Here is an 18,137-nt window from a genome sequence, read left to right on the forward strand (position 1 = left end):
CTAAAAAACATGACAGAGATAATAACTAATATAGGCGATCTTAGGGATTTTTTAGAGGAACAGGAAAATCTAGGTGTTAAAAATCTTGAAATAGTTATTTCTGAGAATGTGCTAGAAAGATCTCCAGAGATTGCAAATAAATACGGATATTCAATAATTGATGGCGAAGATTTACCTAACGGATATTTTAAACTTACCCTGGAATATAGGGGTGTAGGTAAGAGTAATTCTCATAATACTCTCTTCAATTAGTATTCTGTATATATCTATTGAACTCAATTTTTCTTGGTAAATTGGGTAAAAATAATGATACAAGGGAGGACAAATTAGTGTATGTTAAAGTTTTTGCTGAGTAAATATCGCATAGTATGAAGTTTTTACACCTTTTACCTTCTAGGATGCACTTTTGAATTTCTGCCATCTTTTTGCTACATTCTGCGGCATACTTGGCGTTTCCTTCAAAAGTTTCCATCATTATGTCATTGTCATGAATTGCATCATCAAAGTATTTTACCCTATTATTTACAAATTCTTCAAGATTTCTAGTTATATGCCTTGATGAGCTCGAATGAAATCTATAATATGTTAATTTCTGGGAAGTTATTCTAATTTTACCTTGTGTTGAAACTGCTGATAAAAGGAAGAAATTATCAACAAGGCGCTTAATTTTATATAAACTTTCTAGATATTTTTCTAAAACTTTTCTTCGTATGCACATAGAACTACTGTTAAAGTATACTCTATTTCTAAATAAGTACCTTACATTTTTGCTGTCTATAGTTTTATCAGCAAGGATTTCTTCGTTCACTTTATCTCCTTTCTCGTTTATGATATACCTTGAGTTGTATGAGAAGATAATATCGTTGCTGGAAAATATTTGAGAAACTGTTGTTAGCTTATTTTCTGTGAACATGTCGTCGTCATCTAGGAAGCAAATAACGTCACCAGAAGAGTTAGAGATACCCTCTGCCATAAAATAGCCTGCATTATTATTTGTACAGAAGATTTCCTTAGTTTTATGCTCATTTACTAATTGGTTATCTATTGTATCGTCTTTAAAATTCTTAACTACAATTATTTCATCAGCATTTTTAATCGATTTTATCGCATTCATTACATATTCTTTCCGGTTATATGCAGTAATGATTACTGAGATCAATTTTGTTACTTTTATCTTCACTAACTATAAAATCTTCTTAGATACATTCTAGCATAAATTTCTTTTGCCAAGTTGTTAGATATCAAATTTAATATGGATGCTAAAAATAATTTTGCTCTAAATGATGGAAAGTAAATTGGATTATCTAGTACTTTAATAGAATATTTAATAGGTAAAAATTTCGATTTGCCACATAATATGGAGGATATCGCATTAAAAGTGTAAAAGTCTGCCTTAGTAATTTTTTCAAGCAAACTGTTATCTTTAAAATATTCGTGAATAATCTCCTTAGCTTTACTCTGTTCATAATAATACCTACAGGCTGACTCTATAATTTCCTTGAAGGAATTTGATATAAAATGCATTGCACTCTTATGTACTCTATAATAAGTTAGTGGAGTAAAATCTAACATTAGTTTTCCACTACTTTTTAAGGCTGAAAGAAGGTAAAAATAATCCACAGCTCTATCTAGTTTTCTGAGCATTTTTGTATCAAGTACTTCTCTATTTAGACATATAGAACTGGAATTGAATTCACCAAAATTTCTAAATACGAACGCGATCGATTTTTCGGATATTTGTGAGATTATTTCATTTTTACTAGATTGGGGATTATCTAATATTTTGCCATCTTCATCTATTTTTATTTGGTTATTATGATAATATACTAATCCACTGATCCTTGAAAACGCGTTGATCACAGTGCTTAGCTTATTTTCTCTGAACATGTCGTCGTCATCTAGGAAGCAAATAACGTCACCAGAAGAGTTATCTACACCAATAGCGGCTTTTTTGCCTACTCCTTTCTCTTCTGTTATGAAATTCTTAGATATTCCATTATCTTCTAGAAATTTATCGATTTTATCATCTTTGAAATTCTTAACAACTATTATTTCGTAAAGGTCTTTATCCAGGTTCTGCTTTAATACAGAATTAATAGCATCAATTATATATTTTTTCCTGTCATGAGCAATAGTAATTACAGAAATGTAATTATTCATCATAACAAGTAAGATAATGTTATTAAAAAAGTAAGTATTCTTCATATAATGAAAGTAACTATAGTGGCTCACAACTTAAGTAATAAGAGTGGTGAAGGTTCTGTAGTATTTTCATCAATAGAAATGTTAAAGGAGAAGAGAGTAGACTTTGTAGTCTCGACTTTCTCTAAACCTAAAGAAAATCAGGATATTCCAGTAAAATATTATATACCTTTTAACTTCTCTAGATTAGACAGATATCAAAGGTTATTAGTCTGGCTTTCTGCGAGAAAAATAGAAACTGATATTTATCTAAATTTTACGGGAATTCCGATTCCTTTATCTAGTAGGGGAATTCATATAATTTATGGTGGAGCATCACCATTTGAAGTAAGCAAATATTCTAAGTCTTTATTCTGGAGATTATACCGATTTCCCTTTAAGGTTTCTCTAAAGTTTTTAAAAAATGAATCGAAAAAAGCTAAATTTGTTGCAAACTCCTTTTATTCTGCTAATACTTGGAAAAAATTATATGGAATAGAAGCTAAAGTTATTTATCCTCCAGTTGATGTTGAAGAGTATTTTAAAGCATTTCATGAAGGAGGTAAGTACATTCTAACTATTGCAAGGATAGAGAGAGGAAAGTTCCTTGAGAGGACTATCCAATTATCTTATAGAGTAGGCCTACCTGCTGTTATAGTAGGATATCTAAGTGACGAAAAATATTATAAAGAGTTATTATCGCTGAAATCAAAGCTTAATGCTGATGTTACCTTTATTTTAAACGCTAGTAGAGAACAGTTAATACAGACTATGAAAGAGGCATGCTGCTATTTTCATCCAACACAAGGAGAGCACTTTGGAATACCAGTAGTAGAATCTATGGCCGCTGGCTTAATTCCTGTAGTTCCTATTGAAAGCGGAGCAGCAGAAATAGTCCCAGAGTTTGCCTACTCCACTTTAGAGGAAGCTGAAAGTAAAATTAAGGAAGCTTACGTTAAACATTCTTACAAAAGCTATGAAATGAAGGAGATTGCTTCTAAATTTTCTAAAAACAGGTTCAAAGAAGAATTCTGGGAATACGTTGTAAGTGTGTATAACGAGGAGAAGAATAGTTAAATAGAATATTTTACAATAATGTTTTTAATAGCGTTGGCTACATTATCCCAGCTGGAATGAAGCTTAAGGAAATCCAAAAGCTTTGGTTCGTTTGTAATTTCCTCAATATCTTCTTCAGTTGAAGAAAGGATCTCACAAGCTTTTCTACTCATGTCTTCTTGGTCAAACTCTTTAACTATCTTAACTGCGCTAAGGCCGCTATATACGCTCCTTATAGCTGGAATTCCGTAAGCAACTACAGGAGTTCCTACTGCTAGCGCTTCTAGAACTACCAAAGAGAACCCATCCACGTGAGTCGGATAAATAAGGAGCTTTGCTTTGGATACAGTGTCATATAGTCTTTCCTTAGATACGAAGCCCAAATATTCAACATTTAAACCATATTTCTTCACTTTATTCCAGAATAACCTCTCATTGTATTTATCAAAAAATCTTCCCATGAGTATTAACTTAACTTTCTTAGATAATTTGCTCTGTATTCTCTTTATAATGTCTGGAATCTCGTGTATACCCTTATCTTGGTTTAATCTGCTCCAGAAAACTATGTAATCTTCCTTTCCTCCGTTCCTAAGCTTTAAGAGCTCGCTATCAAATGCATTTCCAGGAAAAAGTACTTCCCCTTCAAGTCCGCTCTCTTCTAGCGATCCTTTACTCACAGCGGCTATGAAGGTTGGCTTATATTTTTTGAGTATCCTTTTATATTTTGGCTTGGAATACAATTCATTATATAAAAATCTTGTATAAAATCCTTTTCCAGTATAAGGATTAAATTTATAGAACTTAATTAGTCTCCTTAAGTATCTTAAAGAATTATTATAAAATAAAGGTTCGTGCAATGTCAACCCGAACTTAGTTGATTTTCCTAAATAAAATATATCAAAAGAAGTATGATCGGGCTCATATAAGAAGTCTACATCAACAGTATACCTTTTAGAAACCTCTCTTGCAATCTTATCTGAGAGGAGGAATTTTTTGATACCTCTTACTTTAAACTTCTCTTGATCATCTAAAATTGAATAAAATTCGGGTGAGACTTTTATTCCTTCTCTTTCAATTTCCTTGGCTCTTTGCAGCACTATTTCTCTATTCCAAGAAAATACAGGACTAGAAGGATAATATACTACATTGAAAAATTTGGAAAGTCTCTTGACTACTTCATAAGAATGTATAGCTCCTCCTCCTGCAAATTTAGGTGCAAGGAAGTTATTGTAAACTATTCCTAACTTCATTCGTAGACTACTTGTTTATTTAGGATTTAAAATGTGCTTTTATCTTCTTAAGTAATAAAAATACAAATTATGTCTAAACTGACTAAATACATTAATTTTTTTACTACTAAATCTACTTTATATACTATGCAAGAAGATATTCATGATGTAGTAATTGTAGGTGCAGGAATTGCCGGATTAAGTGCAGCGTTATATACTGCAAGGCAAAGGATGTCGACTTTGGTAGTTTCAAAGGATTTAGGAGGGCAGCTTAACTTAACTCAGTTAGTAGAAAATTATCCTGTAGTAAGTGCTGATACTGGTCTAGGTTTAGCCTCAAAAGTTGAGGCGCAAGCTAAGAAATTTGGTGCAAAGTTCATTTACGGTGAGGAAATAAACGGATTAAGGAAAGAAGGAGATATATTTATTCTGAAAGGCTTAAAGGGAGAATATAAAGCAAGGACTGTAATTTTAGCCTTCGGGAAATCTCCTAGAGAGTTAAAGGTCAATGGAGAAAATGAACTAAAAGGTAAAGGAGTATCTTACTGTGCTATTTGTGATGCCGCATTTTTCAAGGACGTTCCAGCTGCAGTAGTTGGAGAAGGAGATCCAGGCTTAGATGCAGTAGAACTCTTAGGTAAATATGCTAGACCAACATATTATATTTCAAGAAGTTCTCAGCTTGCAGGAGAACCAGATTTAGTCAACTCTGTCTTATCCAATAAGAGTATTCAGCTTTTCTTAGGGTATAGAGTACTCGAGATTAAAGGTAATTCTAAAGTTCAAGGAATAGTTATAGAAAATCTAAAGACTAAGGAAGCTAAGGAATTGCAAGTAGAAGGAGTAATAATAGAGATGGGGTATGTGTTAAACACTGAATTCTTAAAGGGACTGATTAATTTGAATGATAAAGGAGAAATTGTGGTCGATGATTTAGCAAGAACTTCGATGGAAGGAGTCTTTGCGGCAGGGGATATAACTCAAGTGCCTTATAAACAGGCAGTCGTTGCTGCTGCAGACGGAGTTAAAGCTGCATTGTCAGCGTATAATTACTTGAGAAACAAGCAAGGTTTACCGCCAGTAAATGTAGATTGGAAGGCAGAGAAGAAGAAGGCTGTAGTATCGTTTAGATTATGAATTTTAAATAAAAATAAATCAATTTTCTTATCTAAGATATAGGTGACTTTATAAAAAATGTAGCAAATATTCACGTAGTGAGTACAATGCTAACTGGAATACCGCTTTTTTTATCAGTACTTTTATCTTCACTTATAGCAGGATACTTAGGCTCATTAACAGGGTTAGGTGGAGGTACAATTTTAGTTCCTATATTAACTTTATACGATGGAATCCCAATAGAATATGCTACTGGGGCTAGTTTAATTTCTACAATTGCTACATCTAGCGGTGCAGCTAGCGCTTACTTAAAAGATAAGATAATTAATTTAAAAATAGGTACATCTTTGCAAGTAGCAACAACTTCAGGTGCTATAGCAGGATCTTTAACTGTAACATATATTTATTCTCACCATCTAGAACCAATAATTTACGTAGTATTTGGAATAGTTCTCTTAGGTTCTGTATATCCTACGATTAAGAGAGGGAAATTTGAGGTACCCAAGAATTCTGATCCAGATTGGACTACTAAGTTCTTCCAAATGCAAGGCGAATATTACGATATGGCTTTACAAAAGAAAGTTGATTATTTGGGTGTTAGGTGGATTCAAGGGGCATTAGTAATGTTTGTAGCAGGTTATGTTTCAGGATTACTCGGAATAGGAAGCGGAGCGCTGAAAGTAATAGGAATGGACTATGTTATGAATTTACCAATAAAGGTTACCACAACTACAAGTAATTTCATGATAGGAGTAACTGCTGCGACAAGTAGTGGAATATATTGGGCTTTCGGATACATACAACCTTTAATAGCAGCTGCTACTAGCATAGGTGTATTAATAGGAGCTTTCATAGGTACTAAAACTTTAGTTAAACTAAAGAATAAGAGAATAAGGACAATATTTACAATCTTATTAGCATTCCTAGGTATACAAATGATATTAAGGGGATTGGGGATCTACTAATGGATCTAGATTACGTAACTGGAATGATAATGAGGATAGGAGTAATATTAAGTATAGCTCTAGTAGCTCTTGGAGTAATTATAATAGTAGTTGAAGGTCATGCTTCTAATTACTCCGAGTCTGTACTGTTTTCAAGAACTTCATATGTAAATTCTTCAATTGCTAGCATTAATTACATTGTGAAAGGATTTAGTAATATAAGCGGACTTTCATTTATATACTTAGGCTTAATTGTGCTTGTTTCAATACCAGTACTTAGAACTGCATTAGCTCTAGCGTATTTCGCTCATGAGAAAAATAGATTATATATAGTACTAACGATAATCGTAGTATTCAATTTACTCTTTGCAATATTGCTACTTCCTTCTCTCATAAGATGACTACCCCGATAAAATGGCAGTTCCTTTTATTTTATATTTGATGAGTAAGCCTTCAAGTTTTCTTTCTATAACTATTACTGAGTATTTTAAAGTTCCTTCATGTGCTAAACTTCCTGGATTAACTATAATAGTATTTTTTATCTTATCTGTCGCAGGAGATTCAACTATATGGCCATGTAATCCAAGTAACGGTTTGTATCTTTCAATCAAATCTCTGACTCCTCTAGAACCCACATGCTCTCTCTTCTTACCATTAACTATTGCGATATCTAGCTTAGTATTATATGGCGGCGCATGAAAGTTTAATATTACTCTAGTCGGGTCATCTATTTTCTTTAGATAGTCTTCCCCTTTTATGTATATGGTAGAATCTAGTTCTTCTCTATAACTTTTAAACGGCGTAGGGTTTACATATCCATAAGATATTAAATACAAGAAGTTTGCTCTACCTTCTTCTAGTTCGAATATTCCCTCATCTCTTATATTATATTTGGAAAATATTTCATCGAGGTATAGTGGATCATCATTACCGTAACTCCAGAAAATTTTTATATGACTACCTGTTAATTTTTCTTCAGCTATTTTAATCCAATTATCTATTTGTTTCTCTACTAAAGTCTTCTTTACAGATTCATAGTATTCTTTACTTTCTTCAATTTTCCTTATCTCTTCTTTACAAGCAACGTGAACATAATATCCATATTTTTTAGCTTCTTCATAAACGGTTTTTATGTCTACTTCATTACCATTAATATAGTATTTATCATCAATCCTTTCTATAAAAGCTATATTCTTAGATGTAACATCTCCTCCTATTATTAAGTAATCTACGTTATACATTTTTGCTGCATTTAATGCTTTCCTATAAGCAATTTCTGATCCATGCAAGTCAGTGACAAACATTAACTTAATTTCCCCAGCCATTAAAAGTCGGTTGATAATTTACTATTTAAGAATTTTGTCATTATAATTAAAAAATATTTACTTTATATAGAATAGAATAAAACAGTTTAAATCATCCTTCTTCTAGAATTTTAAATATAGTAACTGATATAAACAATAATATACAGACAATCTCAAAGTCTGTAATGAATCCAAATCTTGTGGAAATGAAACCAGAAGTAAACGATCGTAAGAAGAGTGCTATTCCAACTAGTGCGCTGTATACTCCAAGACTTCTTTCGCCTAAAGCCTTAAAAATAAGCGTATTTGATGAATAATATGCAGAAAACGCTACACCTACAGCCAATGGATAAAATAGCATTCCTAAGCAATTCTGTGAATGATGATAGTAAGATTATAGATATTCTTATTGCTATATAACTGCTTCCCCTTAACAGTAGAGCTCTGAAACTAGTTTCCCTTTCATCATTTCTTTCTAAATATTTTCCAATCAGATGGAACGTAAGTATTTCAGCAATCATTCCTTCAGTAATATGCCCATAAATACTGACTTGTCTAAGCTTTTAGTGTAAAGACTGGGTATAGCGTGTTAAATAATCAGTTATACATCTGACTTCTCATCACCCTAAACGGTAGACCCAAAATCATTTTGCAATTATAAATCCAGCACTAAGTGTCTTTTTTTCTTCATAAATATAAAAAATATACTTCATGATATTCATAGTAAAGAGTATTAGGAATATTGTATCAAATAGTTGACATAAATAAAACATGTTTCTATTATTTGTATCGTATTATTTTCTAATATCGTGATGATATTCCTGAGGTAATATTGTGGAAATATAAAAGATCTCATACGTGCTTAGAAATTTCTAATAATTTTCATAAAATATATTATCCAATCGTATTAAATTTTATGCGCTGTTATTAGACGATGGGAATTATTTTTACTAATCAGATTTTAGGTCACTGCCAAAGGAGAGGCTTTCGGCTATTATAAATTACTTGATAAGCTCTGCCTGAACTTTAATATTTAACAATGGAGTTCCTCCAAATTTGCCCTTATTTCCCTTTATTATGGAATTTATTGGTTTCCCTTCTAAATCAAAAAGAGATGACTTAAATAAGAAAAATGTATTTGAGTTTATATCGTCCGATTTTTTAAAGATAACTTTTACGCGTCCTCTTTCGGTATGTAAGAACCCTTCACCTTCAAATTTTGAATTAAAGACGATAGGTTTTCTCTTGCCATAGATTTCCTTAAACTGACTATTAGTATAATTTGGATGAGCAGAATAAACTAAAAACTCCCCTTGAGGAAATTCTAAATCTTCAAGTTTAGGAAAAGGATCTATGGAGAACTTCCTTGCGGGTTTAGGCGAAACTTTAACAATTTTATTCTTTTTTAGCTCATCTATCTTGATTCCAGTATTCCTCAATGAGAATTCTATTGCGTTCCAAGGATCTTCAAAAATTAAGTCGTTAGAAATCTGCAATTCTTTAGCAATCTTATGCATTAAGTTTACTTCACTAATTCCTTTAGGGTTGGCTATTATCGGCTCATTATAAATCAGGTAATTATGCCAATAACTATACACCACATCCTCTTTCTCAAGGAAAGTTAAACCTGGGAAAACTAAGTTCGCTAATTTTGCAGTCTCAGACCAGAAAGGATCGTGCACTACTAAGAAAACTTTTCCTTCTTCCACAGCTTCCATAATTTTATCTGATCCCGGTAAAGAATGCAAAGGATTGGAGTTCCAGACAAAGATTAATTTAAATTCGTCTATCCTTTCTCCTACTTCTCCCATGTTTACAATCTTTTTAGATTTATACAGATGACTTCCTCTAAGATAATCGAAATCTATTCCCCAGCCTTGGCTATTAGAGTAGAAAAATCCGTTTTCTATATTCAAGAGTCCAGGTAGAAGAGAAATTAGACCTATAGCGTATCCTCCGTTTAAACTCCTCCCTAGCGCAAAGCCTATTACTGTTAAAGGTCTTTCTTCAAAATAAAAATCTGCAAGCTCTTCTATTTCCTTCTCTTTTAAGGACGTTACATTCTCTATTAATGAGTAACTGAAAGGAGATACCTTATCTTGCAATTCCTTATTTTGTATCCTCCCTTTTTCTAAAAGTTTCTTCATTATTCCTATAGCTAAGTAGACATCAGATCCAGGCTTTATTATGTAGCACTTTTCGCTTCTTTTAGCAGTTTCACTCTTCCTAACGTCGATTGTTACCTTATACTTATCTTTGAGAATTCTCCAACCATGAATAAAACTAATTGAAGCCTCGCTTCCCCAGAAAACTACTGCTGAGAATTTAACAAAGTCTTCTGGTAAAGCTCCAAAACTACTTCCATAATGGGCTTTAATTGCTTCATGTCCTTCCGCACTGCATATTGAATAATCTGTGGAACTAGAACCTAAATAATTCCATAGTCTTGCTGGGTAATACCAAGTTAATAATCCTTGATTTCCATCGTAGTCAATGTGAAGTGTTTCTTCTGGTTTTACTTCTATTATTTTCTTTGCTAAGATCTTTATTCCTTCTTCTATTGTTATTTCCTTTCCTTCATAATATGTAGAGTAAACTCTGTTGATAAAGTTTCTTTTTAAATCTGCTATGCCCCTGGAGCAAGTAAAACCATTAATCGGAAATATTCTCAAAGGCTTATACTTATTATCGAATATACAAGTATCATAACAGTCTCTTGTACATGCAATCATGAAGATAATGTTATAAGTAACTTTTTATTTTTTCCCTTATGGAAAAAGCTGAACAACTTTTTCAAGCATATAAGGAGAGAAAGGAAATAGATCCTTTTCCTCTTACTGAAGAAGAAGGCAAAAAAGTCGGTGAAGAATTCTCTAAAATGCTTATAGATTATGAAGGCTTGGGAGGATATAAGATAGCAAAAGGAGGAATTATTGGAGTTTTAACTAAGACAATGATAACTACAAATGAAGATGTTGAGCTTTGGTTTAAAACTCATAAATTGGAAGTAGAGTTAATAGCCCTTGTTAAAGGGAGCAAAATATCAAAAATATATTTAGGCCTAGAGATCCCAGCAACAAGATTTAAAACATGGGATTTGCCCACACAGTACGTTATAGCAGACGACGCCTTTGCCGGGAGATTATTTGTAGGCAAGGAAATTGAGCCACCTTATGGTTCTTTCAAATTATTCATAAATGATAAATACACAGCTACTGGGTCACCCTCATATTCTCCGCAAAGTCTTGTTAAGGACTTTATGGAAGGCTATATAGCGTTAGGAGCTTTTCTTGGACCTTATAAAATATCTAAGGGAGATAAAATAAGAGTAGAAGGCAAGAAAACAATAAGCGTAAAAATGGTTTAAATATACCTAATATTTCCTCCCTTACCTTGTGGGGCACCGAATGTGTCAGAGAATTTGAATATAATGTAAAGACCGGCGTTCCTTACTGTGTATACTGCATTAACGAACTCATTAGCAGTAAGATTATCTGGCAATAGAACTCTCGAAACTTGTATTGCATTAGGTATTTCTTGTCCTACTGGCATGAATATTATGTCCACACCCATTTTCAATAGATCGTATTTTAATTCGTTTAGGAATTTCCTTCTTTCATCCTCTTTCATCTCTTTTAATGCGTTCTGATGGATTTCGTGAATTCCTACCCCCATGATTACTATATAGAGGTTTTGATTCACTGGTCTCACTACTTCCAGCGTGGGTCCTCCGCCTTGCGGTGGATACATTACCACATGAAAAGGTTCTTTAGCTTGTGGTGGTATATTTACCATTAGACCTAATTCTTGAATCCATTTTTTGATTTCATTATCCATAGGTGAATAAGGAAATATCCGAATATTATTTTTAATGAAAAGCAGTTAAGCTAAGATCAAATCAATCGCTTTTATATCCAATATAGAAGGCATTATTAGGAACTACTGACCTTGCTCTGTAAATCTTATAATTTGACGTAATGAATCCACTTCTCTCGCATATCTTTTTTAGCTCCCAAGGCCAGTATAGCCTATAATATCTCATTATTTCTCTTCCGTTTATATTTGATTTTAAAATAACTTCTCTTCTAAATAAAAACTTGATCTGCCTTAGCCAAACGGTAATAATAATCTTTCCTCTTTTTTTAAGTACTCTATTTGCTTCTGCTAAAGCTCTAGCTGGAGAAGGCAATTGATGTATTGAAGCAATATACATTAAAAGTGCAAAGGAAGAACTTCTAAATGGAAGAAATTCCATATCCGCTTGAATTAGATTTTCACAACCTCTCTTCTTAGCTTCCTTAAGTTGCTTTTCTGCCAAATCGAGACATATTCCAAATTCTTTTAATAATTTACAATTTTGACCTGATCCACATCCTATATCAGCTGCAGGGCTATCATCTACTCTAATTTCTATAGGTTTCCTCCTATGTACTATGTGCTCGTAAGCATTCATGTTCATTAGTTTTATTTCGTCCTCCTTCATTTTCACAAATTTCTTTTGAATTGAAATATATCTGTCTTGTGCTATGAATTGTTAAATACTCAGATTTATAAACAGTGAGTATATACTTATTTTATGAAACTGGAGTGGAGAAATGTCTTAGTTTCTGGCATGGGAGTATTCACTGATGGCTATAATTTATATTCAATTTCTCTCGCATATTACTTTATTTCGTCCTCCTTTCATTTTGTTAATCTTACTTTAGGTCTCATAATAGCTTCCTCGTATTATGGTGCGGCATTGTCTGCACTACTCTTCGGAATAATAGCTGACAGACAGGGGAGAAAAATAATGTACGGAGTAGATACTGCCTTAATGAGCATAGGTGCACTTATGCAGGCATTTTCGCTAAATATTCTAGAGTTGTTTATATCAAGATTAATACTAGGTATGGGAATAGGAGCCGATTACGTTCTTTCTCCAATAATAGTAGCCGAAAACGCTAAGGCTGAAAGTAGGGGCAAGCTCATGGTTATAACCTTTGCCTTCATGTGGGGATTAGGTGCAGTAGCTGCTGCGCTTGTAGAACAGACGTTAATCCTTTTGAACTTACCTTCATATCTCATTTGGAGGATTTTATTAGGCTTTGGAGCAATTCCTGCCTTCTCCGTTATTTTGTTGAGGAGGAGGATATATGAAACCGTATTATTTGTAAGTAGAGTAAAACCTTTAGAAAGAGATATTAAAGGAATAGAAAAAGAGTTAGGAAAGAAACTTACAATAGCTAAAGATAATACTCCATTCATTAAAAGGCTGAAATCGTCTACTTTAGTCATAATTGCGGCATCAATTTTATGGATGCTTTACGATATGTATTCCTCAACTTTCTCTGTTTATGGGCCTATAGTTATAGCAGGAAATCTTGGAATTTCTGCAATAGAATTCACTTATATTGCACAATTAGCCGCAGGAATTCCAGGACAGCTTATATGTATGAGTACAGTAGATAAGGTAGGTAGAAAGCCTTTAATAATAATAGGCTATGCGGGAGTATCCTTCTGGCTAATGATGTATTTCCTACTGCTTTATAATCCTTCAGTTTTCGGTTTACATATAAGTGTTCCTCCAAATCCGTTATGCGCTGCCAAATCGTTAGTTGGAGAAGCAGCATTGCTAGGTTTCACTTTCTACCTTCTAAACTATCTATTTTCGGCAATGGGTCCTGCGTCAATAATAGGTTCAGCTATGGTTACTCCAGAGATAGTTCCTACAAAAATAAGGGGCACTAGTCAAGCAATAAGTGTTAGCGTCGATAGATTCTCAGCAGCACTAGTTTCTACTGCTTTTCCATTATTGCTTTCAAAATACGGATTAGCAACTATGATAGGAATATATTCCTTGATTGCACTAATTTCTAGTATAATTACTTTGCTTCTCATTCCTGAGACAAAAAAGAAAGAATTGGAAGTAGTAGAAAAAGTGACAACTAGCCCAAAGACTTAAAAAATTCGTAAGATAAAAGAAATAATACAATGGAGCCCTTCTATTTCAAATCGTATGATAAAGTAATAGGAGTTGCGTATAATGTAAAAGAACTAGAAAAAGAGGTAGAAAAGCTGTCTAAAGAGGATCCTGCCGCACTTCAATACCACTTGAAAGAGGGTCACATAGTATCCTGGCTGAATTACCTGGGTGAAAACGGTCTTGCAGAGATGCTGAAAGGAGTAACTGAACCTGAAGAGGCTTTAGCAAGGATAAAGGAGTATGAACTACTAAAGAATTCAACACAGATGTTAAACAAAACAACAAGTAGTAAGAAAGAGAAGAAAAGGAAAGCCTTCTATTACTATTGAATAAGATATTTTATGTAGAATACAAACTTTTTCTTTGTGCTTAAAAAACCAGTTAGAACAATTTCGGGAGTTGCTCCAGTTTCTATAATGTCTCATCCGCATAGATGTCCTCATGGTAAATGTATTTTCTGTCCTGGAGGTGTTGAATATAATACCCCTCAAAGTTACTACGGCAAAGAGCCTACTTTAATGAGAGCAATAGAGAACAATTTTGACCCTTACTATCAGGTTAGGTCAAGGTTAGAACAGTATTTTAATAATGGTCATTTTCCAAATAAAGTTGAATTAATAATAATGGGTGGAACGTTTCTTTCTTTGCCTTTAGATTATCAAGAATGGTTCGTTACTAACGCATTAGAGGCAATGAACAATTTCCCTAAAAAGAAGAAGAGTGGTTTTGTATATTTGGAAGATGCTCAATTGAGGAATGAGACAGCGCAGATTAGATGTGTTGGAATGACTATAGAGACTAAACCCGATTGGGGCAAAGAGTGGCATGCAGATCAAATGCTTAGACTTGGAGCTACTAAAGTTGAGCTGGGAGTTCAGACTGTTTACGATGATTTATTAAAAAAGGTTAATAGGGGACATACAGTTAAGGATAACGTAGAATCTACAAGAATACTGAAAGATTCTGGTTTTAAGATAGTTTACCACATGATGTTAGGTTTACCAGGCTCAGATCCTGATAAAGATTTAGAGGCATTAAAAGAAATTTTTACTAATCCGGATTTCAGACCGGATATGTTAAAAATCTATCCTACTTTAGTAGTTGAAACAGCGCCTTTAGCCGAATTGTGGAAAAGAGGGCTTTATACTCCTTATGATACTAACACTTTAGTTGAAATAATTTCCGAAGCTTACCGTTATATGCCGAAGTGGGTAAGAATAATGAGGATACAGCGCGATATACCTGCAAATATCATATTAGCCGGTAATAAAAAAGGCAATTTAAGAGAACTAGTAGAGAGGAGAGTTAAAGAGAAAGGAATAGAAATTAAAGAAATAAGATATAGGGAAGTCGGAATAGCATGGTTACATAGAAAAATCAGACCAGATAGTATATCATTACATAAGGAAGTTTACGAAGCAAGCGGAGGTACCGAAGTTTTCCTTTCATTTGAAAGTGATAACGGTCTCATAGTAGGTTATTTAAGGTTAAGAAAGCCTGCAAATTCTCATAGGAAAGAGATAAACGAGAGAACTACTATTGTAAGGGAACTACACGTATATGGAGAAGAAGTTCCAATAGGAGAGAAAAAGGATGAGGCCTATCAGCACAGAGGCTATGGATCGGCCTTACTTAAAGAGGCGGAAAGAATCTCGTCAGAGGAATTTGACGCTAAAAAGATTCTAGTGCTTTCCGGCATTGGAGCAAGGGAGTATTATAAGCAAAAAGGATACACTAGGTGCGGGCCTTATATGGCTAAGCAGTTAGCATAGTGTTCTTTAAGGCATATGCGGTATATCCCATTTTTTTAAGTCTATACGCAAGATCTCCGCTGACCACTCCTTTTTCGCAATAGAGTATGTATGTTTTGTCTTTACCGCTCTTTAGAACGAAATCCATAACATTCCAAGGATCTAGTCTTATAGCACTGGGTAAATGGTTCTTTTTATACTCCTCTTCTTTTCTAAGATCAATAATAATTGTGTTTTGTAATGATTCTGGTAATTTATTTAAGTAAACTATGTATTCTTCTTTTTTCTTCTTTTTTATTTCGCTTTCCTTCACAGTATCTTCAATTGCTTCCTTTAATATCTCATCGATTTTTTCTATTTCCTCTATACTGACTTTGGTTCTAGGTTTGTGAGAAAATATTGCACAGTATTCTGGAACTTTAGTTGAAAGCTCGAACGTTCCTATTTCCATTGCGAGCTTTACTATATCATCCTTATCAAAGCCTATTAGTGGTCTAAGAAAGAGTTTATCTATCTTATACTGAAGCCCACTAAGGACTGAGAGTGTTTGAGACGAAACTTGGCCTAAAGATTCACCAGTAACTATGGACTTAGCTCCTATCCTATTAGCGTAATTAGTTGCTATTAAATACAATGCTCTTTTGAATGCAACAGACCAAAGCCTAACATCGACTTTTTTCATTATTACTTCCATTATTTTTCCGCAATCCACTATGAACACTTGAGGAGTGTAACCTTGAGACCATTCTTTTATCTTATCTACTACTTTCAATATCATACTCAAATTGTTAGGGCCAGATATATTGCAGTGAAGTATATCTAATGCGACGCCTCTTTTCATTATCATCCATGAAGCCACTGGAGAATCTATACCGCCAGATACTAACGCTAGAGCTTTTCCTTCGGATCCTAAAGGCAATCCCCCAGGTCCTTTAATAATCTCGTCATAAAAGTAAGCTTCATTTTGTCTTATTTCTACAAATACTTCTACTTCCGGATTTTCTAAATCAACTTTGCCCTGAAATCTATCTGCTATTCTTGCTGCTGCTTCTATTGAAGTGAAATCATGTTTTCCTACTCTTCTGACTCTTACTGCAAACTTTTTCCCATCTACCTTCTTACTCCATAATTTTTCTGCAAAATTTGTTATTTCATTTAAACTTTGGAAAGTTATCTTCTCTGCAGGGCTTACAGATTTTACTCCGAATACTTTAGAAGAGGAAATTTTTAGACAATCTACGTTACCATCAAGGTATATCCTTCCTTGGCCTTTTTCTACTTTTACTTCGCCACAGTTAAAGTAGTTTGCAGAAGCCCTCAGATTGGAAATCAACAAATTCTCTAATTTTTTCCTCACTATATTGCTCTTTACTCCTATTTCGTCATACCTTACTATTAGAAGTTTCACTTGTTAAACTTCGTGTTGAACTTAAAACGATTTTCTCAAATAATTTTATCTTAACGGAGGCGTTCGGCAAAAAATCTTTAAACAAACGTCCAAGGGCAATTTATACTACTAAGTCGGCTATCTTAATCATGTTTAAGTGTTCATTCCATAATTTCTCATCTTTTCCATTCTTTAGTTTCCTTACTACAACTATATTACAACTGTTTGAGAGAAAGCATATGCCCGTAATCAACCCTTAAGATTTCTTGGTTCTTCCTCTTTATTTTTTCTCTGACGAGATCAAGGTCTCTACAATTTACTCTCCTTACATAATAGCGAATCCGTTCATTATTCTCCTCTATTACATCAATTAGAAATTATCTTTTAGAAAATTCCTCTCTATATTTTCTGATTTTTCAACATGAAAACCAAGATCTTCTACAACGTCGTCAATTTTCATCCAATGTATTGTATGAACAGTGAAATCTAAATGTTATTACTCAAAATCATCTTTTTATTGAATTCTCGTTTCTTTTTACATGAGCCATATAAAACAAATATAACTTCACGGCATGAGGACAAAGAGTACTTCCGCAATTGCATTCACTTTCAACCATTTTGCTGTTTATTACTCTTATTCTAACTTTATAGAATCCTACAATGCATTTTGCTGGTACCAAGCCTTCAATTATCTTACCGTTAGGAGTGTCTTTGATATTAAGGATTTTAGTCATAAGTATAATCTTGTGCTATACATTCATATGCTTTTTCTCTTCTTCCAATATTTTCTTTATATCTTCATCAATTGCAAAATTTCTCTCATAAAATTTAATTGCATTGTTCTCCACGAATCTTACTACTTTCTTAACTACGTTAAAACCTAATAATGAAGTCAAAATTCCGAATACAAAAAGTGCGTAGTAAGTTGGTTTTTCTAAAATAGATCTTTTATAATTTCTAAAGTAATTCCAATGGGACACTTCATTCTCAAACGCTTCTCTAAAATGAGAATTTTTGTATCTAACATAATATGCCTTAGCTAATCCAGAAGCTCCTGCTTCACCTAGTAATGCTAGAAGGTATTTATCCATAGATATTCTTTCTCATGAGATAAAAAATAATTTTAGTAAACAGTATTTACAGCTTGTATATATCTAGTAAGCTTAGGATGTCCTTTTTGCTAAGATATATTTGGAAAAGAATT

At 33.3% G+C, this 18,137-nt stretch carries 20 protein-coding genes; 9 read left to right on the forward strand and 11 right to left on the reverse strand.

The window, feature by feature from the left end:
- Positions 1 to 9 precede the first annotated feature (9 nt).
- Positions 10 to 252 carry a hypothetical protein gene (locus HS5_RS06520; protein ID WP_236753358.1) on the forward strand — a complete coding sequence of 81 codons (243 nt, stop codon included), beginning with the start codon at positions 10 to 12 and terminating at the stop codon, positions 250 to 252.
- Here HS5_RS06520 and HS5_RS06525 read toward each other — a convergent pair.
- Together HS5_RS06525 and HS5_RS06530 are read right to left on the reverse strand one after the other, a co-directional pair.
- The gene (locus tag HS5_RS06525; RefSeq protein ID WP_236753359.1) at positions 245 to 1,159 is read right to left on the reverse strand and encodes a glycosyltransferase family A protein; all 915 of its coding nucleotides are present in this window, start codon (positions 1,157 to 1,159) and stop codon (positions 245 to 247) included. The genes HS5_RS06520 and HS5_RS06525 overlap by 8 nt on opposite strands.
- Positions 1,160 to 1,179: 20 nt before the next feature.
- Positions 1,180 to 2,160, reverse strand: coding sequence for a glycosyltransferase family A protein (locus HS5_RS06530; protein ID WP_236753360.1), 981 nt, complete (start codon positions 2,158 to 2,160; stop codon positions 1,180 to 1,182).
- Between the two features lie 48 nt (positions 2,161 to 2,208).
- On the opposite strand from HS5_RS06530, the gene HS5_RS06535 reads away from it, so the two are divergent.
- Positions 2,209 to 3,258, forward strand: coding sequence for a glycosyltransferase family 4 protein (locus tag HS5_RS06535; RefSeq protein ID WP_236753361.1), 1,050 nt, complete (start codon positions 2,209 to 2,211; stop codon positions 3,256 to 3,258).
- Here HS5_RS06535 and HS5_RS06540 read toward each other — a convergent pair.
- A complete protein-coding gene (locus HS5_RS06540; RefSeq protein WP_236753362.1) occupies positions 3,255 to 4,487 on the reverse strand; it encodes a glycosyltransferase in 1,233 nt (410 codons plus the stop codon). The two genes, HS5_RS06535 and HS5_RS06540, sit on opposite strands and share 4 nt — an antisense overlap.
- Positions 4,488 to 4,613: 126 nt before the next feature.
- On the opposite strand from HS5_RS06540, the gene HS5_RS06545 reads away from it, so the two are divergent.
- The 3 genes from HS5_RS06545 to HS5_RS06555 all read left to right on the forward strand — a co-directional run bounded on the left by HS5_RS06545 (position 4,614) and on the right by HS5_RS06555 (position 6,927).
- Positions 4,614 to 5,603: an FAD-dependent oxidoreductase gene (locus HS5_RS06545; protein ID WP_236753363.1), complete on the forward strand. Its 990-nt coding sequence runs from the start codon at positions 4,614 to 4,616 to the stop codon at positions 5,601 to 5,603.
- Between the two features lie 86 nt (positions 5,604 to 5,689).
- Positions 5,690 to 6,547: a sulfite exporter TauE/SafE family protein gene (locus tag HS5_RS06550; protein WP_236753484.1), complete on the forward strand. Its 858-nt coding sequence runs from the start codon at positions 5,690 to 5,692 to the stop codon at positions 6,545 to 6,547.
- On the forward strand, positions 6,547 to 6,927 hold the full coding sequence (locus HS5_RS06555; protein ID WP_236753364.1) for a DUF1634 domain-containing protein: 381 nt from the start codon (positions 6,547 to 6,549) through the stop codon (positions 6,925 to 6,927). Before HS5_RS06550 ends, HS5_RS06555 begins: the two co-directional genes overlap by 1 nt.
- Here the strand turns inward: HS5_RS06555 and HS5_RS06560 are convergent, their stop codons facing one another.
- From HS5_RS06560 to HS5_RS06570, 3 genes are all read right to left on the reverse strand, one after another.
- Entirely contained in the window at positions 6,928 to 7,851 is a 924-nt protein-coding gene (locus HS5_RS06560; protein ID WP_236753365.1) for a metallophosphoesterase, read from the reverse strand.
- 91 nt (positions 7,852 to 7,942) lie between these two features.
- Positions 7,943 to 8,191 carry a hypothetical protein gene (locus HS5_RS06565; RefSeq protein ID WP_236753366.1) on the reverse strand — a complete coding sequence of 83 codons (249 nt, stop codon included), beginning with the start codon at positions 8,189 to 8,191 and terminating at the stop codon, positions 7,943 to 7,945.
- 640 nt (positions 8,192 to 8,831) lie between these two features.
- The gene (locus tag HS5_RS06570) at positions 8,832 to 10,562 is read right to left on the reverse strand and encodes a molybdopterin-dependent oxidoreductase (protein WP_236753367.1); all 1,731 of its coding nucleotides are present in this window, start codon (positions 10,560 to 10,562) and stop codon (positions 8,832 to 8,834) included.
- Between the two features lie 38 nt (positions 10,563 to 10,600).
- Here HS5_RS06570 and HS5_RS06575 point away from each other — a divergent pair, with 38 nt between their 5' ends.
- Entirely contained in the window at positions 10,601 to 11,197 is a 597-nt protein-coding gene (locus HS5_RS06575; RefSeq protein ID WP_236753368.1) for a 2-keto-4-pentenoate hydratase, read from the forward strand.
- Here HS5_RS06575 and HS5_RS06580 read toward each other — a convergent pair.
- Both HS5_RS06580 and HS5_RS06585 read right to left on the reverse strand, forming a co-directional pair.
- On the reverse strand, positions 11,194 to 11,667 hold the full coding sequence (locus tag HS5_RS06580) for a DUF2299 domain-containing protein (protein WP_236753369.1): 474 nt from the start codon (positions 11,665 to 11,667) through the stop codon (positions 11,194 to 11,196). The genes HS5_RS06575 and HS5_RS06580 overlap by 4 nt on opposite strands.
- 61 nt (positions 11,668 to 11,728) lie before the next feature.
- Positions 11,729 to 12,313 carry a class I SAM-dependent methyltransferase gene (locus HS5_RS06585; protein ID WP_236753370.1) on the reverse strand — a complete coding sequence of 195 codons (585 nt, stop codon included), beginning with the start codon at positions 12,311 to 12,313 and terminating at the stop codon, positions 11,729 to 11,731.
- Between the two features lie 93 nt (positions 12,314 to 12,406).
- Here HS5_RS06585 and HS5_RS06590 point away from each other — a divergent pair, with 93 nt between their 5' ends.
- The 3 genes from HS5_RS06590 to HS5_RS06600 all read left to right on the forward strand — a co-directional run bounded on the left by HS5_RS06590 (position 12,407) and on the right by HS5_RS06600 (position 15,567).
- Complete coding sequence (locus HS5_RS06590) at positions 12,407 to 13,774, forward strand: MFS transporter (RefSeq protein WP_236753371.1); 1,368 nt, start codon at positions 12,407 to 12,409, stop codon at positions 13,772 to 13,774.
- Between the two features lie 29 nt (positions 13,775 to 13,803).
- Positions 13,804 to 14,124 carry a hypothetical protein gene (locus tag HS5_RS06595; RefSeq protein WP_236753372.1) on the forward strand — a complete coding sequence of 107 codons (321 nt, stop codon included), beginning with the start codon at positions 13,804 to 13,806 and terminating at the stop codon, positions 14,122 to 14,124.
- A gap of 87 nt (positions 14,125 to 14,211) precedes the next feature.
- A complete protein-coding gene (locus HS5_RS06600; RefSeq protein WP_236753485.1) occupies positions 14,212 to 15,567 on the forward strand; it encodes an elongator complex protein 3 in 1,356 nt (451 codons plus the stop codon).
- Here HS5_RS06600 and thiI read toward each other — a convergent pair.
- From thiI to HS5_RS06615, 3 genes are all read right to left on the reverse strand, one after another.
- Positions 15,551 to 16,954: a tRNA uracil 4-sulfurtransferase ThiI gene (thiI, locus tag HS5_RS06605; RefSeq protein ID WP_236753373.1), complete on the reverse strand. Its 1,404-nt coding sequence runs from the start codon at positions 16,952 to 16,954 to the stop codon at positions 15,551 to 15,553. The two genes, HS5_RS06600 and thiI, sit on opposite strands and share 17 nt — an antisense overlap.
- Positions 16,955 to 17,439: 485 nt before the next feature.
- Positions 17,440 to 17,667: a hypothetical protein gene (locus tag HS5_RS06610; protein WP_236753374.1), complete on the reverse strand. Its 228-nt coding sequence runs from the start codon at positions 17,665 to 17,667 to the stop codon at positions 17,440 to 17,442.
- A 15-nt stretch (positions 17,668 to 17,682) separates the two neighbouring features.
- A complete protein-coding gene (locus HS5_RS06615) occupies positions 17,683 to 18,024 on the reverse strand; it encodes a hypothetical protein (RefSeq protein WP_236753375.1) in 342 nt (113 codons plus the stop codon).
- Positions 18,025 to 18,137 lie beyond the last annotated feature (113 nt).

The organism is Acidianus sp. HS-5 (genome assembly GCF_021655615.1).
Lineage (GTDB): Archaea > Thermoproteota > Thermoprotei_A > Sulfolobales > Sulfolobaceae > Acidianus.